The sequence below is a fragment of the Rhodococcus sp. BP-241 genome (assembly GCF_019836145.1).
In the GTDB taxonomy this organism is placed as follows: Bacteria; Actinomycetota; Actinomycetes; order Mycobacteriales; family Mycobacteriaceae; genus Rhodococcoides.
Genome location: NZ_JABUEI010000009.1, coordinates 107,345 through 130,776 on the forward strand (window position 1 = coordinate 107,345; position 23,432 = coordinate 130,776).

23 protein-coding genes are annotated in these 23,432 nt (G+C 65.4%); 8 read left to right on the forward strand and 15 right to left on the reverse strand.

Going from position 1 to position 23,432, the window contains the following annotated elements:
- Positions 1-294 precede the first annotated feature (294 nt).
- The 5 genes from HQ308_RS17510 to HQ308_RS17530 all read left to right on the forward strand — a co-directional run bounded on the left by HQ308_RS17510 (position 295) and on the right by HQ308_RS17530 (position 6,607).
- Positions 295-2,019 (forward strand): BCCT family transporter, encoded by a 1,725-nt coding sequence (locus HQ308_RS17510; protein WP_222647349.1) that lies wholly within the window; start codon positions 295-297, stop codon positions 2,017-2,019.
- 850 nt (positions 2,020-2,869) lie between these two features.
- The gene (locus HQ308_RS17515; protein WP_222647350.1) at positions 2,870-3,925 is read left to right on the forward strand and encodes a VOC family protein; all 1,056 of its coding nucleotides are present in this window, start codon (positions 2,870-2,872) and stop codon (positions 3,923-3,925) included.
- Between the two features lie 20 nt (positions 3,926-3,945).
- Positions 3,946-4,248, forward strand: a complete 303-nt coding sequence (locus HQ308_RS17520; RefSeq protein WP_374198543.1) for a YciI family protein — start codon at positions 3,946-3,948, stop codon at positions 4,246-4,248.
- Positions 4,245-5,492 carry an acyl-CoA dehydrogenase family protein gene (locus HQ308_RS17525; protein WP_222647352.1) on the forward strand — a complete coding sequence of 416 codons (1,248 nt, stop codon included), beginning with the start codon at positions 4,245-4,247 and terminating at the stop codon, positions 5,490-5,492. The genes HQ308_RS17520 and HQ308_RS17525 overlap by 4 nt, the downstream gene beginning before the upstream one ends.
- 170 nt (positions 5,493-5,662) lie before the next feature.
- On the forward strand, positions 5,663-6,607 hold the full coding sequence (locus HQ308_RS17530; protein WP_222647353.1) for an LLM class flavin-dependent oxidoreductase: 945 nt from the start codon (positions 5,663-5,665) through the stop codon (positions 6,605-6,607).
- 111 nt (positions 6,608-6,718) lie between these two features.
- Here HQ308_RS17530 and HQ308_RS17535 read toward each other — a convergent pair whose 3' ends face one another.
- Complete coding sequence (locus HQ308_RS17535) at positions 6,719-7,621, reverse strand: SDR family oxidoreductase (protein WP_308115809.1); 903 nt, start codon at positions 7,619-7,621, stop codon at positions 6,719-6,721.
- Between the two features lie 123 nt (positions 7,622-7,744).
- Between HQ308_RS17535 and HQ308_RS17540 the strand changes: the two genes are divergently transcribed.
- Together HQ308_RS17540 and HQ308_RS17545 are read left to right on the forward strand one after the other, a co-directional pair.
- Positions 7,745-8,446: an alpha/beta fold hydrolase gene (locus HQ308_RS17540; RefSeq protein WP_222628371.1), complete on the forward strand. Its 702-nt coding sequence runs from the start codon at positions 7,745-7,747 to the stop codon at positions 8,444-8,446.
- Positions 8,443-9,099, forward strand: coding sequence for a polysaccharide deacetylase family protein (locus tag HQ308_RS17545; protein WP_222647354.1), 657 nt, complete (start codon positions 8,443-8,445; stop codon positions 9,097-9,099). Before HQ308_RS17540 ends, HQ308_RS17545 begins: the two co-directional genes overlap by 4 nt.
- A 242-nt stretch (positions 9,100-9,341) precedes the next feature.
- Here the strand turns inward: HQ308_RS17545 and HQ308_RS17550 are convergent, their stop codons facing one another.
- From HQ308_RS17550 to HQ308_RS17590, 9 genes are all read right to left on the reverse strand, one after another.
- Positions 9,342-9,731 carry a nuclear transport factor 2 family protein gene (locus HQ308_RS17550; RefSeq protein WP_222628366.1) on the reverse strand — a complete coding sequence of 130 codons (390 nt, stop codon included), beginning with the start codon at positions 9,729-9,731 and terminating at the stop codon, positions 9,342-9,344.
- The gene (locus HQ308_RS17555; RefSeq protein WP_222628363.1) at positions 9,728-11,110 is read right to left on the reverse strand and encodes an amidohydrolase family protein; all 1,383 of its coding nucleotides are present in this window, start codon (positions 11,108-11,110) and stop codon (positions 9,728-9,730) included. Before HQ308_RS17555 ends, HQ308_RS17550 begins: the two co-directional genes overlap by 4 nt.
- 107 nt (positions 11,111-11,217) lie before the next feature.
- Positions 11,218-12,423 carry an acyl-CoA dehydrogenase family protein gene (locus tag HQ308_RS17560; RefSeq protein WP_222647355.1) on the reverse strand — a complete coding sequence of 402 codons (1,206 nt, stop codon included), beginning with the start codon at positions 12,421-12,423 and terminating at the stop codon, positions 11,218-11,220.
- Positions 12,424-12,729: 306 nt separating this feature from the next.
- Positions 12,730-13,260, reverse strand: coding sequence for a DoxX family protein (locus HQ308_RS17565; protein WP_222628357.1), 531 nt, complete (start codon positions 13,258-13,260; stop codon positions 12,730-12,732).
- A 284-nt stretch (positions 13,261-13,544) separates the two neighbouring features.
- Positions 13,545-14,219: a GntR family transcriptional regulator gene (locus HQ308_RS17570; protein WP_222628354.1), complete on the reverse strand. Its 675-nt coding sequence runs from the start codon at positions 14,217-14,219 to the stop codon at positions 13,545-13,547.
- A 127-nt stretch (positions 14,220-14,346) separates the two neighbouring features.
- Positions 14,347-15,012 carry an FMN-binding negative transcriptional regulator gene (locus tag HQ308_RS17575; protein WP_222647356.1) on the reverse strand — a complete coding sequence of 222 codons (666 nt, stop codon included), beginning with the start codon at positions 15,010-15,012 and terminating at the stop codon, positions 14,347-14,349.
- A gap of 3 nt (positions 15,013-15,015) precedes the next feature.
- Complete coding sequence (locus HQ308_RS17580) at positions 15,016-15,753, reverse strand: B3/4 domain-containing protein (protein WP_222628348.1); 738 nt, start codon at positions 15,751-15,753, stop codon at positions 15,016-15,018.
- The gene (locus HQ308_RS17585; RefSeq protein ID WP_222647357.1) at positions 15,746-16,351 is read right to left on the reverse strand and encodes a helix-turn-helix domain-containing protein; all 606 of its coding nucleotides are present in this window, start codon (positions 16,349-16,351) and stop codon (positions 15,746-15,748) included. Before HQ308_RS17585 ends, HQ308_RS17580 begins: the two co-directional genes overlap by 8 nt.
- Positions 16,344-17,519, reverse strand: a complete 1,176-nt coding sequence (locus HQ308_RS17590) for a PLP-dependent aspartate aminotransferase family protein (RefSeq protein WP_222647358.1) — start codon at positions 17,517-17,519, stop codon at positions 16,344-16,346. Before HQ308_RS17590 ends, HQ308_RS17585 begins: the two co-directional genes overlap by 8 nt.
- Positions 17,520-17,686: 167 nt before the next feature.
- On the opposite strand from HQ308_RS17590, the gene HQ308_RS17595 reads away from it, so the two are divergent.
- A complete protein-coding gene (locus tag HQ308_RS17595) occupies positions 17,687-18,892 on the forward strand; it encodes an aminotransferase class V-fold PLP-dependent enzyme (RefSeq protein WP_222647359.1) in 1,206 nt (401 codons plus the stop codon).
- A gap of 41 nt (positions 18,893-18,933) precedes the next feature.
- Here the strand turns inward: HQ308_RS17595 and HQ308_RS17600 are convergent, their stop codons facing one another.
- The 5 genes from HQ308_RS17600 to HQ308_RS17620 all read right to left on the reverse strand — a co-directional run bounded on the left by HQ308_RS17600 (position 18,934) and on the right by HQ308_RS17620 (position 23,289).
- Entirely contained in the window at positions 18,934-19,272 is a 339-nt protein-coding gene (locus HQ308_RS17600) for a hypothetical protein (RefSeq protein WP_222647360.1), read from the reverse strand.
- Positions 19,273-19,561: 289 nt separating this feature from the next.
- Positions 19,562-20,035, reverse strand: coding sequence for a helix-turn-helix domain-containing protein (locus HQ308_RS17605; RefSeq protein ID WP_222628335.1), 474 nt, complete (start codon positions 20,033-20,035; stop codon positions 19,562-19,564).
- An 82-nt stretch (positions 20,036-20,117) separates the two neighbouring features.
- On the reverse strand, positions 20,118-21,122 hold the full coding sequence (locus tag HQ308_RS17610) for an NADP-dependent oxidoreductase (RefSeq protein ID WP_222628332.1): 1,005 nt from the start codon (positions 21,120-21,122) through the stop codon (positions 20,118-20,120).
- The gene (locus HQ308_RS17615) at positions 21,119-22,138 is read right to left on the reverse strand and encodes an LLM class F420-dependent oxidoreductase (protein ID WP_308115810.1); all 1,020 of its coding nucleotides are present in this window, start codon (positions 22,136-22,138) and stop codon (positions 21,119-21,121) included. Before HQ308_RS17615 ends, HQ308_RS17610 begins: the two co-directional genes overlap by 4 nt.
- On the reverse strand, positions 22,135-23,289 hold the full coding sequence (locus HQ308_RS17620) for an acyl-CoA dehydrogenase family protein (RefSeq protein WP_222647361.1): 1,155 nt from the start codon (positions 23,287-23,289) through the stop codon (positions 22,135-22,137). The genes HQ308_RS17615 and HQ308_RS17620 overlap by 4 nt, the downstream gene beginning before the upstream one ends.
- Between the last annotated feature and the right edge of the window lie 143 nt (positions 23,290-23,432).

Genomic DNA, 23,432 nt, shown 5'->3' on the forward strand with positions numbered 1-23,432 from the left:
GTTGAGAGGAGGAGGCCGCGCGGTCGTCTCGTATCACGAAACATACGCACTGCGTGAAACAGAAGATTACCGATGCGCACGCTGTTGTCAACCGTTCGCAAACACCCGGCGCCCACGGCAACGGGCGCGACCTCGGCGAACGCGGGGCGCGGGGCGACAGCGCCCGATTGGTCCCGTTTCGTGTTAAGACCAGGTACCAACTGGTCGAAAAGCGCGCATCCGGTTGACATCCGGCCCCGGTAGTTGTTTCGTATGACGCACATCACGTTTGATACGAGACATGGAAGGCTCGGTATGGTCACCAGAGAACACGAGCACCACGGCGATCACTTCGTTCACGCAGCACCGGACGACGATCGAACCGACATCGAGCCGGACGACGCGAAGCTCCCCGTCGACAAGGTGGTCTTCATCGGAGGACTGCTTCTCACCCTGGCGTTCGTCGGATGGGGCGTGATCTCACCGGCATCCCTCGCGTCGACCGCGTCCGCGATCCTCGCCGCGATCATCGACGGCACCGGTTGGGCTTACGTCCTTGCCACCACCGCCTTCGTCTTCTTCATGCTGTTCCTCGCACTCTCGCGCCTCGGTCGCATCCGACTCGGCAAGGACGACGAGCGGCCCGAGTTCAGCACGGTCTCGTGGATTTCCATGATGTTCGCGACCGGCATGGGCATCGGACTCATCTTCTGGGGCGTGGCCGAACCGCTGTCGCACCTGCTGACGCCGCCGATGGACATGGCGGCGCCGGAGTCGACGGAGGCCGCCCGGCTGGGAATGCAGTACACGATCTTCCACTGGGGTCTGCAGCCGTGGGCACTCTACGGTGTCGTCGGTCTCGCGCTCGCGTACGCGACGTTCCGCAAGGGTCTGCCGAATCTGCTCAGCACCATCGTCTTTCCGTCTCTCGATCCCTCGCACCCCGCTCGTCGCGCGATCGACATCTTCGGTCTGTTCATCACCACCTTCGGTGCGGCCACCTCGCTCGGCCTCGGCGCGATCCAGATCAACAGTGGCCTCGCCCGCGTGTTCGGTGCTCCCATCTCCACCACCGTGTCCATCATCGCCATCGTGGTGCTGACCGCGCTCTTCGTGCTGTCCGCCGTCACCGGCACCCAGCGGGGCATCAAGTGGATGGCCAACATCAATGCGGTCCTCGCCGTGGCCCTCATGGTGTTCGTGTTCGTCCTCGGCCCCACGGTGTTCCTCATGAACATGTTCGTCGAGTCCTTCGGAGACTATGTCTCCCAATTCATCCCGATGTCGTTCCGCACGGGCACCTTCGGCGGCAACGAATGGCTCTCGTCCTGGACGATCTTCTACTGGGCGTGGTGGATGTCCTGGGCACCCTTCGTGGGCACGTTCATGGCCCGGATCTCCCGAGGTCGGACCATCCGGGAGTTCGTGGTGTGCGTGCTCATCGTTCCCACGATCATGAGCCTCGTGTGGTTCGTCATCATGGGGGGCACCGGGATCCGGTTCCAGCTCGACGGGACTGCCGACATGGCCGGCTCCCTCGCGAGCGGTGTCGAGAACACGCTCTTCACCCTCGTCGAAGCGCTGCCCGTTCCCGCCGTCACGTCCGTCGTGGTCGTCGTGCTCATCATGCTGTTCTACGTCGCCGGTGCGGACTCCGCGTCGCTCGTCCTGGGAATGCTGTCGCAGGGTGGGTCACTCCACCCGCGGACCTGGCTCGTCGTCCTGTGGGGCACCATGATCGGCGCCGTGGCGATCGCGCTGCTCCTCGCCGGTGGGCTCGACGCCATCCAGACCACCGTCATCGTCTTCGGCATCCCGTTCCTGCTGGTGATGGTCGGTGTCTGCATCAGCCTCGTCAGGCAACTCCGGGCCGAACCCGTCGCGGGAGAAGGCGAGAAGGCGGATCGCACCGAGCCGCTGCCGTCGAACACGACCGGCACCGACGGCGGAGCGCAGTCTGCCGCGGAGCCCACACCCCTTCTCGACCCTTCACCGGACAACGGTGTACCCGAGGACGAACGAGGGCCTGTGCGACTCTGACCAGCTCCGGCGGCTGCGACACACGTGTCGCGGCCGCCGTGCGCTGTAGGAAGCCGCCTCCTGTCCAGCACCGTGAGCGCCGCCGACCGGGGTGTGGCCCACTACCTGGCAGAACGGGCTGTCGGGCCGTGTCGAGCCGCCGCGACGAGGTGACTGGCCGGCCACACCAGCGCACCCGGTCAGCCCCCACCGGGATGCGCCACGGCGAGTCGGTCTCACCCGTGATGAGCGGCTCGGTGCCCACGGTTCGGCCCTGACGTCCACGCACTCCTATGGGACGATGGCGTCGCCCATCCGTGTGCCACAGCTGTCACCGAGCGCGTCGGCGAGGTTCGCGTCACTCAGCGGACGGGCGGAGAACTGGTCGTCGTCGAGTAGCGCCTGTGATGCGCCGAGCGCGAACAATATTCGACACGTGGCCTCTGCGTCCGATTCGCTCGTCGCGAAACGTTCCCTCAGCCAGCCGGTCAAGGTCCGGGAGAGGCCGTGATTGGTGCGAACCACTCGCGCGGTGAGCAATGGGGATCGCGGACGCGCCGGAATCGCTCGAGGCCTTCGCACAACAGATGGACGACTACGAAGCTGAGTACTCCGCCTTCCACCCCGGCGGTCGGCGGGTGGCAGACGCAACCTTGGCGCTGCTCGCGTCGTCACCCCGACCGTGCCCTCCCGAGTCGTCGCACACGTCAGCCGCTGCCTCATGGATGCCCCACTGGGTGAGGCGCTGGGCTACAGCCACCCGTCCGGAGCGTCGCAGCTACTGGTGCACGCCGCGATGCGCGCCAGGGGTTCGGTATCGAGGCTCGTCCCTGCACGCGTCACCGCACTGTGCAACAGCGACTCTCGGCGGATGCGCTCGTATCCCGACGGCTACGACATGGCGCAGCTCGGCGCCTTTCCCCGCAGGTTGCCCGGACCCGAGTGTCCCGATCACCCCTCTGGCGGTAGCGGCGGCGACCGCGGTGGTGGCGTGAATCGCCCATCGGATCGCGGTCTCGGACCGCGTCCGAAAGAGTGCGTGCATGGCTGCCCCGCATCGGTCCACGTCGTTGTGGACATCTCCTGCCCTGCGAGATGGACTTACCAGATCCCTGGACTGTCCCGCAAGCTTATGCGCTACATGCATGAGCGGCGAAAGATTCGTGGATATTTACAGCCTGATGCAGCGGAGAGACGATCGTCACATCGAGGGTGCACAGGCGTCCTCGGTCATGTCGAAAGGGGCACATCAATGACCATCACACACGCCGCATCGGCCGACTCCGACTTCGTGACATCTTCGGCACAACCGGGTCTGCGCCGGTTGCACCACCACGCGTACCCGGTTGCCGATTCGGAGGCGACACGCCAGTTCATGGAGGACCTGCTGGGGCTGCCGTTGGTCGCCACGTGGGCAGAAGTTGTCGCCGGTGGTCCGCCGGAGGAGAATCCGGACCTCGCCGCCATGCCCCCGGAATGGGGAGTGACCACCCCTGGAACGGCATTCGTGCACACCTTCTACTCATTGCCGGACGGCTCGGCGCTTGCATTCTTTCAGGTGGATTCGGACCAGTTCTTGATCGGCCACACGAACATCTTTCAGCATGTCGCTCTCGAGACCGACCAGGCCGGCCAGGATGCCATTCAGAGACGGATGGCGGATGCCGGGGTCGAGCACATCATCATCGATCACGGTTACGTCAAGTCTCTCTACGTGATGTCGCCGGACGGACTGCAATTCGAGATCTGTGTTGACCCGTCGAACGTCGACGAGATCAACGCGGAGCGACTGTCCAGTGCGCGTTCGGATCTCGATCGGTGGATGGCCGGTGATCACGCAGCGAACCACGACTGGGATTCCCGCGTCATTCCTCAGGTCTTCCCCGGTCGCCGTCTGTTCGACGTCACTTCCGGTGCCGGCAAGTGACGAGTTCCACGTTTCTCATCGTGTGCTTGCTCGATGCCGACTCGACTGTGGAAAGTCGTGAACCCTTGCGTGCCGGCCACGTCGAGCACGTACAGAAGTACATGGCCGAGGGTGTCACCGGCCTGGGTCTGCTGCACGATCCCGAGGGCGGTCACAACGTCGGGGGATATTTCGTGTTCGAGGGTGACGTGTCGGTCGCGCGAGCGTTCGTCGAGCAGGACCCGTACGTCACGGGTGGTGTCTGGACACCCGAGATCGTGGCCGGAATGCAGACCCTCGTCCGATGTGGCGCGAGCGCCGTATCGAAAGGATATGAGACATGACTCTCGACACAACACGGGACGGTCCGATCACGGGAACGGGCACGGCCTCGGTATCGGAGCCCACATCAGCGGAACTCGTCGCGCGCGCTGCTGCGCTGGTGCCGGATCTCATTGCCGCGCAGGCGGAGACGGAAGCGCTGACTCGCACGCCGCAACACCTGGTGGACAGGATGCGCGGCGCCGACCTGTACCGGGTTCTCGTCCCACGTCGGTATGGTGGGCTTGAGAAGGATCTCGCCGCGTTCACCGATATCGTCACCGAACTGGCTCGCGGGTGCCCCTCTACCGCGTGGGGGTACTGCCTGGCGGCTCGACACGTCGTGCAGGTCGCGACCCTGTTCCCGCGCAGCGCGCAGGACGCAATCCTGAGCGCAGACTTCCTGGCCGCCTCGGTCGCGGCGCCGACCGGAACGCTGCGAGAAGTGGAGAACGGGTGGGTCGTCGAGGGAACGTTCCAGTTCGCGTCCGGATCCGTCTACTCGACTCACTACCTCGGCCAGGCGTTTCCGATCGCCGAGCCCGGCGGGAAGCCGATCGGTCCGCCGGCGGTGTTCATCGCACCGCGCGAGGCATGGACGCAACTCGACGATTGGGGTTGGACTCTGGGGCTACGCGGAAGCGGTTCCAACGGCGTGCGATTCGACGGTGCCGTGATTCCGCACGACCATGTTCTGCTGGACACATTCTTCCTCGACGTGAATGTCAGCGAGGGTACGGCGGGCTCGGCCCTGTACGAGAACCCGCTCTACAGCGGTCGCACAGTCGGTCCCATCTCCCTCGACGTCGCAGCTCTGATGACCGGGATGGCGCTCGGAGCGCTCGACGAGTACGAGAAGCTGCTCGAGACCAAGCGCACGGTACGCCCGCCGATCACCACTCGCGCCGACAACGGCTACTACCTCCGGTGGGCCGGCAAAGCTGCCGCGCAACTGGACGCGGCACGAGCGCTGATCCGCAGTGGATGTGAGAAGCACGCGCAGGCATGCCGCGATCAACAGGCCGGTGTGGCCGAGTTCACCGCCCGCAAAGACCTCGAGACAGTGGTGATGGGTCGTGAGGCAGTACTACTCGCCTGGGATGCCATGTCGAACAAGCTGTTCAGGAGTGCAGGAACCACCGCGACGGGTCAGGCCGAACGAATGTCGCGCATCTGGCGCGACATGTCGACGGCGTGGACACACATATACAACTCCCAGGGCGAGATGTACGACGAGGACCTGGGAAGGGCGCGATTGGGTCGATGACCAGTGGCGGTCCCGCGTGACCCACGCGGGATCCGTCCTCCGCGTCGAACGATGTTGCCGAACTGACCAGGAGCTCTCATGAAATACACTATTGCGTTACCGCAGTCCAACCGTGTCGGTACCCCGAACGCCATTCGAGACGTTGCTCAGGCCGCAGACGAGTTGGGTTTTTGGGCCTGACGCACGACCACATCTTCTTCGATGGGGGCTTGATGGCGTGCGGTAGCGATCTCGACAGCGGTACCCAAGACATTCGAACCGTGTACGAACCCATGACGACGTATGCCCACGTTGCAGCGCTGACCAAGCAGGTCGAGCTGCTGTTCGGCATCATGCTGCTGCCCGCGCGGGAGACGCTGATGGCAGCGAAACAGCTCGCCACTCTCGACCAACTGAGCGGCGGGCGAGTATTGCTGGGAATCGGCGTCGGGCTCGGAGGCAACGAGACGGACCCCGAGTTCCTCCCGGTGAGCAGCAAGCTGGCCGCGAAGGAATGGCGAGCGCTCGGAGTGCCCGCGCGAAAGCGCGGGAAGTTGACGGACGAACGCATCGCGGCGATGCAGGCTCTGTGGTCCGAGGGCACTGCATCGTACGACGGAGAACTCGTGAGTTTCACGGATGTGCCGATGTTTCCGAAGCCGGCGCAGTCCGGAGGCATTCCGATCCTGATCGCCGGTACCTCTCCGGCGGCTCTGCGCAGAACTGCCAAAGGCGGCTTCGGCTGGCTCCCGTCGCATCTCGAGCCGGTCGAGCTCGCAGGCGCGATAGAAGAATTGAAGAAGCTGCACGACCAGTACGACACCGACTTCGCCGGCGAGGTGGTCGTGGATGTCTACATGCGACCGGACGAATCACGTGCCAAGGCGATCGAAGCGTTCCCCGGCATGATCAAGGACGTGTTCGGTCCCGCTCTGGGTGACAGGAACCTCCTCGGGACCAGCGAGGACCTGGCGACAAGGCTCACCGAATACGCCGCCGCCGGCGCCACAGCGATGAATCTGAAACCGATCTATCACAGCGTCGACGAGTTGATCGCCTCGATGGAACGGTTCGCCCGCGAGGTGGTGCCTGTCGTGCCTTCGTCGTCTGTCGCCGACATCCGTGAGACCGCATGACACGACCCGTGAGGCAGCTGACGCCGAGGCTCACCACCCCGGTCTGAAGTTCGACCCCTGGTGGGTCGGTGGACTCTGGCGGTGGCAGCGTCGTTTCGGGGTCGACAGGGCTCACAAGAGGCCGGGGTACGTGCCGCCGTCGACGCGAATGCTCTGACCGGTGATGTACCCGGAGCGTGCTCCGCACAGGAATGCGACGGTCGCCCCGAGTTCCTCGGGGCGACCGAATCGTTTCGCCGCGATGGTGGAAGCGATGTCGGCGCGTGCCTCCTCTATCGTGATATTGCGACGGTCGGCCACCATCTGAGCGATCTGACGCATCCGGCCGGTATCGATGCGTTCCGGCTGCACGTTGTTGACGGTGACGCCGAAAGGTGCGAGATCATGTGACAACGACTTGGACACCGACGTGAGCGCGGTGCGGACCGCGGACGACACGGTCATTTGCGACTGTGGCGCCGACACCATTGCCGACGTGATGTTGACAATGCGCCCGAACCGCCGTTCCTGCATTCCGTCGACCACCCGGTCGATCAGACGCAGGTGATTGAAAAGATTGCCCGACAGCCCTTTCGACCAGTCATCGGGAGTGGCGTCCCGGAGAGTCGCCGGGCGTGGGCCGGCATTGTTGGTGATCACGATGTCCGGTTCGGCACACGCCTCCAGCAGTGCGTCCGTGGTCGCCACCTCGTCGAGGTCCGCACCAACCGTCCTGATCTCGACGGCGGGTGCGATTGTCCGAAGCTTGTCGCGGGCAGCGTCGAGGCGGGCCGTGTCCCGTCCGTTCAGCACGACATTCACACCTTCGGTGGCAAGTGCTTCCGCCGCTGCGAATCCGAGACCTGCAGTGGACGCGCAGACGACAGCCCAACGTCCTTCGATTCCCAGATCCATGTGGGCACGTGCCTTTCCATCGGGCCGCGAAGCGGCGGTGCGTGGCCGTCTCGACGGGCGATCGGACGGCGCCGGGAAGGGTCGAATATGCGTCCAGTGCATACTCGCCCCCCGGTCCACCACGGTGCGGTCCGCCGAGGTGTCCGTCTGCTGCGCTCCAGCCGTATCGGTCGGTGGCTCTTGATAATCGAGGATAGCGCATGATATCTATTTAGGTACATACAATCGATTATCGAGGTGCGCGTGGCTCTCTTCACTCTGGTACACGGCGCATTCGAGGGTGCGTGGATCTGGCAGCCGTTCAAAGCCGCGCTTCGTTCCCTCGGCCACGATGTCGTGAGCATGGATCTCCCGGTCGACGACGCGGCGGCCGGGTGGACCGAGTACGTCGACGCTGTCGTCGACACCGGTGCCACGAACGGATCGATCCTCGTGGCGCACAGCCGAGCAGGACGTCTCGTTCCCGCCCTTCTGCACCGCGCTCGGTGGAACGGAGTGGTTCTTCTCGGCGCGGCCGTCGTAGGGGGCAGAACCAGTCCTCCCTACCGCACACTCCCACACCCCGGTCCTGCCACCAGTGGCGCGCTACCAGCCGGTTCCAGGGACGAGCAGGGCCGAACGATCCCCACTCCGGAGTTGGTGCGCACCGTCTTCGCCGATTGCACGGTCGAGCAACAGGCGTGGATCGCGCGGCATCTGCGTCCACAGTGCGAACTGCCCGCGCCACCCGACGAACAGTGGCCGACGGTCACCGCACACTATGTGGTCGGAGCGGACGACCGGATGGTCGATGCCGAGTGGGTACAAGCAGCGTGCCGAGAGAGGCTCGACATCGAACCGATCGTCGTTCCCGGCGGCCACTCGTTGTTCGTCACCCACCCGGCAGAGCTCGCGGAGACGCTGTCCGGTCTCGCGGCGACCGATCGAACGGAGGACATCCGGTGACCGAATCCGATCCCACGCTCACCCTGACCTTCGACAACGGCCCGACTCCCGGTGTGACCGAGGCTGTCCTCGACGAGCTGCGGAGCCGAGGACTTCGCGCCACGTTCTTCGTCGTCGGCCAGGATTTCGCCGACCCTGCACGACGTGATCTCGTCCTGCGTGCACGCGACGAGGGTCATTGGATCGGCAATCACACCACCACGCACGGGATTCCGCTCGGACGTCGCGCAGACCCCGCTGTCGAAGTGGGTGAGATCGCCCTGACCGACGAAGCGCTGAGCGACGCGGCCGGAGGGCGCAAACTCTTCCGCCCGAACGGCGCAGGATCGATGGGTCCGCACCTACTCAGCCCTGCCGCACTCCAGTATCTGATCGAGAGGAGATACACCGTCGTTCTGTGGGACGTCTACGTCCGCGATCCACACGAGCCCGACCTCTGGGTCGACCGGGCGCTCGCCGAATTACCGAAGCGCGCCGACAATGTGTTGGTGACCCACGACGTTCCCACCGGTGCGATGGTTCATCTCCCGCGCTTCCTCGACACGGTCCAGGATCTCGGTATCCGGATCGTCCAGGAGATTCCCGTTCATGCGACGCCGTTGCGCGAGGGGGTCGTGGTCGGCGACATCGACGCCATCTGTGGCACCTCGTGACCCATCGGTGCGAACAGCCATCTGTCGGATGACCGAGGCACGGAACGCTCGCCCCGGGTATCGACGTGTCCGAAACCGCTGCGCGGCCGAGTGAGTCGTCCGCGACGCGTATCGCGTCCGGACCCTGTCACCGTGCCGCGTCGTCAGGAGCAGCAGTGCGACCACGAACGGGTCGAGTACCGGATTTCGGTACTCGACCCGTTCAGTCCTGGTGCCGCCTCGATTGTCGAGGCGGCCGCTGCTCATTCCGTGAGCTCGCCGAGATTCCAGTAGTCGGTGAGTGTGGCGATTCGACCGTCGACGAGAGTTCCGATGAGACCGTACTTGATGGCCAGCTGCTTACCGGTGGCCTTCAAGGGCCCACTGTCCTCCGCGAAGGTACCTCGCAGAATCGCCTCCGAAGCAACGATTGTCGGAGTCTCGACCGTGTTGAAGAGATCGAATCGCAGGTCCGGAGTCGAGACGAAGCTGGATCGCATGAAGTCGCCCAGTTCCTGTCCACCGTGGAACACCATGCCCGTCGCCTGGTCCTTGTAGACGAAATCGTCGGTGAAGAACGACAGCACGCCCTCGACATCGTGCGCATTCCATCGCTCGTACACTCGGTCGAGGATGGTGTCGCCATTGGTCATGACGGGCTTCCCGCGGTCTCGGCATCGCGCTGGAACTGGTACGGATTGGCCAGTACCTCCGTGTCCGGCAGTTCCGGGTTCATACCGGCCTCCCACTCGTCGCCCAACTCTCGTTGCAGATACTCGACGGTGTCGCCGATCCTGGTCTTCACCCCGTCCAGGTCTGCGTCCGCCAACGCACCCTCGGACTTGACGACGCGTCCACCGACGAGAACGGTGTGCACATCGCCTCGGCACGCTTGATAGACCAGGTGTCCGTAGGGGTTGAGGATCGTGGAGAAGGTGGGCGACCGGTCGTTCTTCACCAGGACGACGTCGGCCAACTTGCCGACCTCCAGCGAGCCGATCTCGTGGAATTTGCCGAGCGCCTTGGCTCCGTCTCGGGTGGCCAGTGCCACAGCATCTTTGACTCGCAGACCGATGTTGGTCACCGAGGCGCCGCTCTGGTGGGCTACCAGATGTTCGTACGCGCGAGCGGCGTCGATCGTCGACCGCATCGCAGAGAACATGTCGGAACTGAACCAGACGGAGCTGTCGATCGAGAGGGAAGCGTCGATTCCGTGGCGCCGTAGGTGATGGACGGGAGGGTAGCCCTGACCGCAGGTGCTCTCGCTCTCGGTGGACAGGGACACGTTGCCGCCGGTGCCCGCGATCTTCTGGTAGGAACTGTCCGACAGGGACGCTGCATGGACATAGGTGTGACCGGGCTGCATCACGCCGGCTGCGTACATGTTGTCGATGGACTGGTCCCCGATACCGCCCCATACGCCCGCATGAGTGGTCACGCTCAACCCGAGATCCCTGGCTGCGTGGAACGCAGCGATCTCCGGGAATTCGGCGTCCTTGTTCATGACGTCGAATGCGAGCAAGGTTCCGTACAGAGCGGAGTCGTCGCGGCACTCGGCCAGGAAGGATCGGATGGCGGGGTCGGCAGTCCACTGCGCCGGCGGTGCCCACGCGTTTCCGTACGCGAGAAAGAATCGGCCAGGCGAACTCACGAGCGCATCTCGTGCGGCTTCGGCATGGTCGAGAGTCTGCAGTCCGTGCGACCAGTCGACGCTCGTGGTCACCCCGGATTCCAGTGCATCCAGGGCGGAGACTGCGTTCCCGGCTGCGATGTCCTCGGGTCTGAACTTGATGCCGTGGTTGAAGAAATACCACACGGCGTACTGCGCCAGCGTCCAGTCGGCGCCGTATCCGCGCATGACCGACTGCCACATGTGACGATGAGTGTCGATCATTCCGGGCATGACGATGCCGCCGGATGCATCGATGACGTGCGCGTCGTCCGGGGCGGTCACACCATGGCCGACTGCGGCGATCCTGCCGTCCACGACCAGGACGTCGGCGTCGCGGAGCACGGTGTCCGCACTGTCCATGGTGACGACGATTCCGTTGCGAAAGACGATCGGCTGTCGTGATGCGGCTGCTGGGGAGGGTGATGTCACGGGGGTGAATTCCTTGTCTGTCGAGGATGATCGGTAGTTCACAGGCTCATGACCCGGTTCTCGGATCCGAGGAGCACCTGTCCGTAGGCTTCTCGTCCGAGGTTGGGGTCGATGTAGGCGTGGCGCGTGATGATGGCGGCATCGGCCCAGATCTGCGAGAGGATGTTGGTCTCGAAGAAGGCCCCCGAACCGACGACCGTCATCAACGAATCGATTGCCGCGTTCGCCATCTCGGCGACCACGCCGATGTTGTTGCGGAGTTTCGCGCGTACCTCGAAGGGCAGTTCGACTCCTGATCTGGCAGCCCCGTCCACGGCTCGGGCGGCTTCGGTCAGCAACAACTCGGCGATGTGGATGTCGGTACTGGCGGTCGCGACAGCCACCTGATGCGTCGGGGAGTCGGCGGCATCGGCATAGGACGTGTACATCACCGGCTTGCCGGGCACCTTGGCGCAGCAGATCTCGAGTGCACGACGAGCGAGTCCGACGTGCACCGCGACACTCAGCAGGCCGGACGCCGCGGGGATGGACGTCCGCGCGAGGGGTTCGTCGCGAAAGGGCGTCGCCGAATTTCCGGCGGTCATGTCCTCCAGCAACTGAACTCGGTGGTACGGCACGACGTGGGAGTCGACGATGATCGTGTTGCTGCCGGTCGCCTTCATGCCGGCCACCAGCCAGGTGTCCTCGAGGGTGAACGCCGACGACGGTACGAGTGCCAGTCCCAATCGTGGTGGGCCGACGGGTTGCTCGATGAGAACGCCGACCGTGGCCCAGTCCGCGGCGAACGATCCCGTGGAGTACGGCCAGCGGCCACTGATGCGGTAGCCGCCCTCCACTTCCTCACCCACGCTTCCCGGCGCGAACGAACCCGAGAGCCGGGTGTGGGGGAGGTCGGTGCCGAACACATCGTCCTGTGCCTGCTGCGAGAAGGTGGTCGCGAAGCCGGTGGCTGTCACCAGGAGATTGCTGACCCAGGCAGCCGACCCGTCACCGCGGGCCAGCTCGGCGACGACTGCCGCAACAGTCTCGAAGGTCGCTCCCGGCCCACCCAGGCGCTGAGGCAGCAGCATGCGGAAGATGCCGGCGTCGTCGAGAGCTTTCAGGGCTCGCGGTGTGAGTCGCCTGTTCCTCGTCCCCTCTGCGGCCTCTTCCCGGAGGAGCGGAATCAACGCGGTCGCCCGTTCGACGAGGGACAGGTCCAGTGTGTCGGGGTGGTCGTCGTCGGTCCCGATGGTGATCGTCATGTGTGCCTCCGATAGGTCGATGGTCCAGGGTCATCGGGACCGTGGGTGAACAGTGTCAGTGGTGCCTCAATGGGCTGCACTGCACCAGGTTTCGTCGACCTGCAGCGCTGTCCTTCCCCAACCGCACCCGTGAAATCGGTGCGAAGTCCCGCGTCTCGATCATCGCGCCGGGATGTGACTCGGGCAACACCGCGATATTTCGTCACCACCATGCGTCCAGCGCATGGAACGTCGTTCAGGTGTACCCGGCCGTCGGTTCGCCGGTGAGAGCCGGACTGTCGGAGTCGGTGTCGGTGTCGACCCGAATCAGCCCGCGATGTTCTTCAGTCGCAGCGTGCGTGCCCTGACGACGCCCAGTGACACGGACACCGCGCCCACCGTGATCGCGAGCGCAACGCGCTCCCTGTCGAGTGCGTGTGGGGTGCGGGCATCGATGGAGATCGCGCCGGGTCCGGTGAGCGTGAGTGCCGTGCAGGCAGCTGCGAGGACGGCCGGGTACTCGTATCCGCCGTTCTGAGCGAAGAACCCGCTCGGACGACTCACCGCGGCAGCGGACACCATGGCTGCCGCGCCGAGTGCTCCGCACGCACGGGTGCCGATACCGGCGATCATCAGCGCTCCGGCGGTCTCACTGACTCCCGCAACGACGGCTGACGGGCGCCCGGGCTCGAAACCCATTGCCTGCATACCGCCGGCCGTGGCGGTCAGTCCCGGCCCGCCGAACCATCCGAACAGCTTCTGCGCGCCGTGGGCGAACAGAGTCCCTCCGACGGCAGATCGGAGTAGCAGCAACCCCACGTCCGTCGCTGTGCCGTTCCCGTGTCCAGTCATCGTCATGTCCCCGTCGTCGGGCGGTCGTGCGTGTGTGCGAACTGCATGTCGGTTCGATGTCGCCGAAGTGCCTGTGCGCGAGCGCATCGCCGCAGTGACACCCATCCCCGGATTCTCGGGAAGAGAGTGTCGTAGGTTGTCGATGCGACCATCTTGTGACTGGGCGATGCCCGTGTACACCATCACGAAACACTGCGACCGAATGCGTGGGACGCATAACGGCACTGGGCACAGCACGACGCGGCGCTCGCAGACGGCAGCTCGACGTCCGACGGCGTCCTGCCGAGTGGTCAGTCGGCCCTGTCGGATCGAACCGACGCGATCGCGAGCCGTGCGGTGGTGTCGATGTGATCGCGAACTCGGCGGGACGCCTCGTCGGCGTCGCGCGCGACGATCGCGGTCAGGATGGCTGCGTGTTCTGCAGCAACATTCCTGCTCGGCAGTTCCGACATCTGACGCATGATCTCGGACTCGTCGTAGAGTCGCGCGCGAATGGAGAGCAGACGCCTCGACCCACACGCGGCTGCACACGCGTCGTGGAAGGCTCGGTGCGCCAGATTCCAGCGACGGTCGGCTTCCATGTCGACGAGTGGAGACACGAGTGGAGTCAGGGTCAGCTGATGATGTGCCGCGACCACCGAGGACTCCCACGCGGCGTCGCCGCGCTCGATGGAGCGACGGACGGCCAGCTCCTCGATGTTGCATCGCATGAACGCCAGGTCCGCGAGTTCGGTGATGGAGTTGTCGGGAGCGTAGAAGCCCCTGTTCGGCTCCGACCGCACCAGTCCCTGTGTCGCGAGACGAGTGAGGGCCTCGCGGACGACGCTGAGGCTGACGCCGCTCTCGGCGCACAGGTCGGCAAGATGAAGTCGCTGATTCGGTGCGAACCGACCGTGGACCAGTCGCTGGTGCAGCTCGCGGTACACCAGCTCCGTTCTGGACCGTGCCTCGCCAGTCCCCGCCATGTCACTCCTCAGTGGGCGCCGGCCCGGTCGCAAAAAATGGATCTTACATCGAAGTATCTATTTTGTTGTCGACCATCGATTCTCGATGACCACCCGTGCCGGCGACCGGCCCGCCCGATACCTCGGATCACTCGTCGTGTCGGGGATTCCGCGAGCGCACCACGTCGACGCGCCGCCGCTGCTGCGCTGCTGCTCTCGCATCGAGGCCCACCGAGCGCTGGTCGAGTAACTCGCTGATTCGGGTACGAAACTCGACGGGTTTCGCATCGTCGAACTTGAATTTTGCTTCGACCTCGAGCACGTCGAGGCGAATTCCGCGGATGCCGGACAACATTCGGCCGTAGGGCGGATTGTCGGGGGTGACGGTGCTGTATCGCCCCTCGGGCTGGAAGTCGGCGAGCTGTGTCTCGAGGAGGTCGGCCTTCTCCTGCGGATCGTCGACGATCGTGGGGTGACACACGAACTGAACGGCGGCGTAGTAGCTCGTGGGTACACCCTCGTGCTCCGGCGCACCGTTCTTCGCGCGCCAGAACGTCGGTACATAGGCGTAGTCGCCGATGACCGAGAGTCGCACCTCCGCAGCCGATTCCAGGTGCGACCAGATCGGATTGGGTCTGGCGAGGTGAAGCACCAACGCCTCGTCGGACGACATGGTGAAGTGTGTGGGCACGGCGACCGGTGCTCGGGACGGGTCTGTGTTGTTGACGACGAGGGTGCCGAACCGGTCCGTCGTGGCCAACCACTCGCGCCACTCGGCCGTCGAGAACGCCGCATCCCAGGGTTGAATGAACACTTCTCAGTCGCCCCTCGTCGCGTCGGACTGTTCGATCAGTCTCGTGGCTGTCCGGACGTTCGGTCCCATGTGGTCGAGATGACCGCTGAGCAGGGCCACGGCCTCCGTGAGAGATTCGGCAGGAAATGCTGCGAGCGTGTCCAAGATGAACAATGCCGATGTGCTGCGCTCGGTCAGTCGTGTCCTGCTGCCCTGTCGCCAGTTCCACCGTCGGCAGGTCACGCCGATGTCGTCCCGCCAGACCACTTCGCCCGGTAGCGGGTGTTCGAGCACCGGTTCACCCCTGTCGGTGGTGTCGAACGGCTCGTCCCCGCGGGCGCGGACGAGCCGCGCGGGTCCGGCGTAGGTCGACAGGTCCTCGCCACCGAGGGGTACCTGATGAAGCACCGAGACCGCGTTGTAGGTGTCGGTGAGTCTGTCGACGCGGGGGAGTCCCGAGTCGACTCTGCGCAGCAAGGCCTCCGCGCTGTTCCTGGTGCGTTGAGGTTTGGCGCCGAAAGCACGGTACGCATCTCGCCACGCGGCGATGTGCGGTAGGTCTTCGACCGCGGTGTCGAGCAGAACCTGTCGTGCGTGGTCCTCCGCCTTCTGCAGCAGAGCCTCGCTGGCGACACTGCTCGGCCCCGGCTCCAGGCCGTCCGCCGCCAGCACCACGACTCGATAGTCCGGGCGGAGCGTGAACACCGCGTCATCGACGTGGACGCCGTCGAGAACTCGTTCGAGATCGATCTCCTCAGGCATGACGACTATCCGTTCTGTCGTGTTCTCCCACGTGGGGTTCGAAAACGGTCAGGGCGAACGCTGCCGGCGTCTCCGTGACGTTCAGGTAGGCGTGGGCGACGTCGCCGCGGAAGGTCAGCGCATCGCCCGCGTCGAGGTGAACCGATCGATCGGCCACCTCGATCGTGCAGCTGCCGGACCGGACGTGTAACAACTCGCGGGTGCCGGGCGCGTGCGCCTCGCTGCGATGGCAGTCGCCGGGACCCAAAGTCCAGTCCCACAACTCGACCACGTTCGGGGGTGACGTACCGACGACGAGAATGGCGCGTCCGCCGGCGTCTCCGCGCCACAGGACAGCGCCTTCTCCCTGTCGGGTGACGCGTAACGGGTCCGGGACCGGCGGCTCGACCAGCGCGGGCAAGCCCACACCGAGGGCGTCGCTGAGCTTGAGAAGAGTACCGATGCTGGGGTTCGCGCTGCCCTGCTCGACGTTGACGAGCATGCGCCGACTTACTCCTGCCGTATCGGCGAGACGGTCCAGCGTCCACCTGAGCGCATGCCTCTCGTGCCGAACGCGAGCGCCGATGGCAGTGGCGAGCTGCGCAGAATCGTCAGCCACGCGACAGCCCGGAGACGGCGACGTCGATCGCGCGCGTCAGGTCGTTCCACAGGTCCTCGATGTCCTCGCATCCCACGCTCAGCCGCAGGAGTCCGGCGGGCACGTGCTCCTGGCCGGGTAGTTTGGCGCGCCGCTCGATCGTGCTCTCGACGCCTCCGACGCTGGTGGCGGACACGATCAGGTCGACCGCCTCGCAGACGCTGTCCGCAGTGGCGGCGTCGGCCAGCTCGAACGCGAGGATCGCGCCGTAGCCACTCGTCTGCCGGGTGGCGCGTTCATGACCCGGGTCGTCGGGAAGTCCGGGATACCGCACCCCCTGCACGTGCGGCGACTGGTGCAGGCGTCGGGCGAGTTCACCTGCCGACCTCTCGCCATGGGCCAACCGCAACGCCATCGTGCGTACTCCCCGCAGCGCGAGGAACGTCTCGAGAGCACCGGGAGTCGCTCCGCCGACCTCGCGTCGTCTGCGAAGCCGAGCGAGCAGACTCGCATCGGACGTCACGACGACACCGAGTAGAAGGTCCGAATGACCACCGATGAACTTGGTGGCGCTGTGGATGACGATGTCGGCACCGAGATCGAGCGGTCGCTGCCGCAGCGCCGTCGCGAAGGTGCTGTCCACGACCACGAGGGCTCCGGCGTCGTGGGCGGCGGCAGTGATCGCGGCGATGTCGGCGACCTCGAGGAGCGGGTTGGTGGGTGATTCGATCCAGACCAGGTCCGCGGCGACCGCCGATACTGCCGCAGTGTCGGAGATGTCCACCAGTACCGGAGTCCACCGTCCTGAGACACGGCCGTCCTCGAGCCCGGCGAGGACCCCCGAATAGCACGCGTTGGGAGCCACGATCACCGACCCCGAGGGCATGCAGTCGAGCACAGCGGTCGCCGCTGCCATGCCGGACGAGAATGCCACGGCATCGCCGCCGTCCAAGGCGCCGAGGACTTCCTCCAGCGCTTCCCAGGAGGGAGTTCCGTCGTCCCTCGAGTACTCACGACCGTCCGAGGTGGGTGCAGCGAGAAAATTCGACGCGGGTGTGATCGGGACGTTGAGTGGATCGCCGAAGGCGCCTGTCCCTCTGCCGGCGCGTATCGCCAGCGATTCCGGGCGAAGGGGGGAACTCGCCGCTCGAATGTTGCCGACGTCAGTTCGCTGGGATGAATGGCTCATGATTCTCCAGTTCGCCGTGAGAGAAACTCGACAGTGCAGTATGATGCACCATAGTACCCAGAGCACCGGCTGAGTCCGGCGATTCATGTGGGGGCAGTGCACTCGACTACCCGCCGGGGGAGTGCAGGGAGTGATACTCCGGCCCGCATCGACAGAGGTGGTCACGCATGAACGAGTCGGCCCGCACCCTGACCGGCGAGGATGTCGCCCGCTTCCGTGCGGAGACGCCCGGCGTGTCGTCGCGCGTACATCTGAACAATGCGGGTGCAGCAATGATGGCGACCCCTGTCGTCGACGCTGTGATCGGTCATGTCTCGCTCGAGGCGCGCATCGGTGGTTACGAGGCGTTCGCCGAGAGTGCTTCCCGCGTGGATGCGATCTACGACAGTGTCGCCGGGATGATCGGTGCGTCGAGGGACGAGATCATGTTGGCGGACAGCGCGACTGGAGCATGGCAACGCGTGTTCTACTCGCTGACGTTCGAGCCCGGTGACCGTATCCTCACCACCGAGTCCGAGTTCGCGGCCAACTATGTCGCACTACTGCAGGTATGCCGGCGGACAGGTGCGACAGTCGACGTCATCCCCGACGACTCCTCCGGCGATCTCGATCTCGAGGCACTGGAACGGTCGATGGACGATCGTGTGCGTCTGATCAGCGCGACCTGGATACCGACCAATGGCGGGTCGATATGTCCGGCCGTCGAAACCGGACGAATCGCCGCAGAACACGGCGCGACGTACCTGCTCGACGCATGCCAGGCCGTCGGCCAACTGGAGATCGACGTCGAGCAACTGCAGTGCCATGTTCTCACCGCGACGGGCCGCAAGTTCCTCCGCGGGCCGCGCGGCACCGGTTTCGGATATGTTCGGCGTGATCTGCTCACCTCACTGGAACCCGCTTTCATCGACGTGTTCGGCGCTCCGCTGGTCGCGCCGGATCACTACGAACTACGTGACGACGCACGGCGATTCGAGACCTGGGAGGCGGATTACGCCGCGCGTCTGGGTCTCGGGGTCGCCGTCGACTACGCCGTCGCGGTCGGCATCGACCGCATCCGGATCCGGAACGCCGAACTCGTCCACCGTCTCCGTACCGGACTGTCCGATATCCGGGGCGTCACTCTTCGGGACCGCGGAACAACTCACGCCGCGATCGTCACGCTCACCCACGACGCGATGTCGGCGAACGACATCATGACGGCCCTCGCGCGATACGACATCAACGTGTCGGTCTCGCCCCCTGCCAGCACGCCGCTCGACTCGTCGACTCGCCGTTTGCCACCCGTGCTGCGCCTGTCGCCGCACTACTACACGACGACCGACGAGATCGACTTCGTGGTCGATCGTGTGCGGCACATCGTGCGGGGCTGACAGCTGTCGTGATCGTGCATCGCAGCCTCGGTGAGGCGTGGTCAGAGTTTTCGCATTGCACCGACGGCGAGGCATCCCACCACGGCAACTGCGGCGAACGCGTAGAAGTTGACCTGATACCCGGGGCTGCTACCGGCAATCCAACCTCCGACCAGGGGGCCGCAGATGGCGAGGAAGATCGAGACAAAGGCAGCTCGGCCGTAGTCCTCGCAGTTCTGGAGAAATGTGCCTTCTGCGTCGGACAACACCTCCGACAGCGGCGCACCCACCGCGTCGAAACGGTAGAGACCGATGACGTCGGCGTCCAGAACGGCAGCTGCGGTCCGGGGGAACGCCGCCCCGACCTCCTGCAAAGTCAGCGCAGACTGGAGAGCGGACATGCAACGATCGAGATCAGCGGGATGGCCGTCATCTGCCGACATTGCTGCCTCTTTTCCCGCGGTGGGCAGGACTGCCCCGGGTTGCCCCGGGCGAGGATGTCATTGTCGGGGGACATTGGTGACAAGGTTGCGATGAACGGTCGGAAAGTACCCGATGGAGTGACACCGCGAAGCAGGAGTGGACACGGAGAGGACGCGCGGCCGGAGGGCCCCGACCACCACCGCACCGACTCCCCATGTCTAGACCACGTCGGTTCCGCCTGCCCGCCGATCCTGCGCGAGCGTCGGATCAGGACCCCGATTCTCCCGCGAACCCCGGCCCGGCTTCCGCCGACACATTTCTTGCCGTGATCTCCTGTCCACAGCAATCGCAGTCCAGTCGCGGAGCGGCGATCCGACCGCAGGGCCCGTGGCGTAGGAGGATCGGCGGACCAGCGGGATGCGGTAGGTGCCGGTCGCCCCACCGCATGAGGAGAACGATGGTGGGAAACAGGTCCCTGCCCGCGTCGGTGAGGCGGTATTCGTGACGGTCGGCGACGTCCGGGTGGGCGACCTTCTCGAGAAGTCCACTGTCGACGAGAGTGCGCAGTCGAGCCGACAGCGTCGGACGCGGGATACCGAGATTTCGGACGAAGTCGCTGAAACGTCGCACGCCGAAGAAGGCCTCACGCAGGATCAGCATCGTCCAGCGCTCGCCGACGACGCCGAGGGCTCGCGCTACCGATTCATGGTCGAATCTGTGCGACAGGGGATCGTCTCTCATGATGACGTCATCGTAGTCGGGTGCGGCACCGTCGACCGGCCGTCCGTCGGCGAGATCGTGCGTACCGGTCACCGGACTGCGGTCAGTGCTCGAGTTCGAGAATCAGTTTGCCCTGATTCCCACCTCGGAACAGCTCGAGCATCGTGTCCGGGAAATCGCTGACGGAACCGCGCCGCAGCGACATCGGGGCCTTCAGTTCGTCCGCCGCCAGCCACGCCGCCAGTGCGTCCGCACCTTCCTGATAGCGGTCCTCGTAGTCGAAGATCACGAAGCCTGTCATGGACGCGCGCGCGACGAGCAACTGCATGTAGTTGGCGGGGCCGGATCCGGGTTCGTTGTACTGGGAGATCGCACCGCACAATACGATTCGGGCTCCACGCGCGAGTCGGTTGAGAGCGGCCTCGAGGGCGGGTCCGCCGGTGTTGTCGAAGAAGACGTCGATCCCGTCGGGTGCGTGGGTTCTCAGTTCGCGTCGCAGGCTCGCACTCTTGTAGTCGATGGCCGCGTCGAAACCGAGGTCGTCCACCAGCCATCGGCACTTGTCCTCGCCTCCCGCGATGCCGATGGTGCGGCACCCGTGAAGTCGAGCGATCTGGCCGACGATACTGCCCACCGATCCGGCCGCGCCGGACACCACCACCGTGTCGCCGGCGCGCAGTCGACCGACGTCGAGCAAGCCGAAATAGGCTGTGAGCCCGCTGATGCCGAGGGCGCCCAGGTGCACCGGTGCCGGTGCGATCGAGGTGTCGATGATGGTCACGTCCGTGCCGTCGGATACGGCGTAGTCCTGCACACCGAACATTCCGGAGACGTCGGAACCCACCGGGAATTTCTCGTGCCGTGATTCGATCACGGTGCCGACGGCCAGCGCACGCATCACCGCGTCGATCTGTATTGCCGGCAGGTAGGAGTCGCCGGCGTTCATGCTGGCTCGGGTGCCGGGATCGATCGACAGGTGGCCGACCTCGACGACGAACTCGCCGTCGCCGGCGGAAGGCACCGGTCGTTCGACGATGGACCAGTTGTCGGAGGTGGGAAGACCGTTCGGCCGTGAGGCCAGACGGCACTGGGTGTTGAGTCGGGTCATGATGCGATCTCCTCGTGCGGTGATGTGGCTCGGAATTCCGAAACGCAGGACAGGACAGCGCTACCGCCGGGGTCCTCCGCCGTGGACGCCACGACGGCCACGGTGTCCGCACCGGCATCCAGGAATTCCTGCAGTCGTGTGTGGATCTGGTCGGGACTGCCGATCGCGCCGATGGCCGCGATGAGTTCGGCGGGTATCTCGCGGGCCAGTGCGGCGCGTGACGCACCCGCCCGCGCGCGAGCGACGAGTTCGCCGAACCCCAGCTCCGTGAACATCTCCCCGTACCCCGGTGGGGACAGATAGACGGCGAGTTGGCTGGAGATCTGGGCGATCGCTGCATCTCCGGGACGGAGGGCGACCGGCACCCACACCGACAGGCGGGGCCGACTGCGCCCGACGGCTGCGGCGTCGGCGTCGATCTGACGGCGGACGTCTCGGACCCGTTGCGGCGAGACCAGGTTGAGAACGATCTCATCGGCGGTGCGGGCGGCGACCTCGCACATTCTGGGGCCGAACGCGCCGACGGCGATTCGCGCATCCGGTAGTGGGTGACGTAAGCGGAAGCCTTTGCTGCGGATCAGAGTTCCCTCGAACGAGGACCGTTCGCCCGTAAGGATCTGCCGAAGGCATTCGATCGTCTCGCTCATTCGCACCGCGGTACGGTTCCACTCGCGACCATGCCACCCGCCCACGATCGCCGGGCTCGAGGCACCCAGCGCGATGTCGACCGAGCGTCCGGTGAGGGATGCCACCGAGCTCGCCCCGAGGGCGATCGCGACCGGATTGCGCACGCTGATGGGAAGGGGTCCGAGGGTCAGGCGCAGTCCCGGGGCACGGGAGCCGATGGCAGTGGCCAGTGCGAACGAGTCGTAGGTGGCCATCTCCCCGATCCACAGCGAGTCCATCCCGACCCTGCGGACCGTCGTTGCGATCTCCAGCGCTTCGGTGTCCGCGCGGTCCAGCCACAACGGCAGTGCTGCGTTGATCCGTCGCGTGCTGTCCGTCGACGTGGTCACAGCTGCGTGGTGTCGGTGGGAAGCCCCAGGAGCACCCGCCCGTTCAACTCGCGTGAGGCCTCGTTGACCTGGAAGTGGGCCGATGCGGTGAAGGCGTCACGGAAGCGGCGCTGCAGAGGCGAGTCGTCGTAGATCGCGCTGCCGCCACCGAGGTCGTACATGGACCCCACGATCGTCGTGGAGGTTCGGGCGCCATGAGTGGCGGCGAGCCGCAGCTTGTTACGTGCATCGACCGGCACGGGTTCATCGCCGAGGCAGTACTGCCACGCCTCGTCGATGGATTGGTAGTAGAAGGCCCTGGCGCCTTCGAGCGCAGCTTCCGCGGTTGCGACGGCGCCCTGGGTCGCCGCACGTTCGGCCAGCGTTCGACGTGATCCCCCGCTCCGCTTTCCGGCGGCGAGCTCGACCAGATCGTCGATCGCAGCACGCGCGTTCCCCATCGCTGCCGCGGCGATGCACAGTGCGAAGAATCCCAGGGGCGGGAAGCGGAACAACGGGCGATCGATGAGGGGCCCGCCGGCGAGCGTGAACACCCGCTCCTCGGGCACGAACACCTCGTCGGCAACCGTGTCGTGACTTCCGGTGCCGCGCAGGCCCAGGGTGTGCCAGGTGTCGAGCACCGTCAGGTCCGACGTGGGTACGGCCAGAATGCGGTGCTCGCCGTCCAGCAGGCAGCCGAGGAACAGCACGTCGGAGTGAGTGACACCGCTACAGAAGGGCCATCTCCCGGAGACCACCAGCCCACCCGGAGCACGGCGCGCTGTCCCGCGGGGCGCCCACACCCCTCCGGCGACCGTGTGCCCGCCACCGAACAGGTCGTTCCGGGTGGCTTCGGGCAGGAATGCGACAGGCAGACCGCTCGTGATCGCGATCGAGGTGCACCACCCGGTCGCCGCATCTCCCCGCGCCAATGCCTCCGAGCAACGAAATGCCTCGCCGGGCGGCAGCTCGAGCCCTCCGAGATCGGCCGGAGTGCAGGCGTTCAGGAGCCCGGAAGATGTCAACGCGTCGATCAGGTCGGCGGGAAGTCGCCTGTCCCCGTCGATGCGATCCGCCATGCCGTGCGCGGCTCGTGCGATCCGTTCGGCAACGTCGGTGATGCCTTCGTGCGCCGTCGCCTCGGAATGCGTGTCGTCGATTGTGATGGTCATCAGTCTTCGTCCCGTCACTGGTGCGAACTGGAGTGGTTCATACTTCTTACCACTTGGAGTTCAGTTTGTGAACCAGTTTCGCGACAGTCATCTCGAGTCTCGGCGCCGGTAGCGCGATGGCCAGATGCCGTGACGACCCGTCG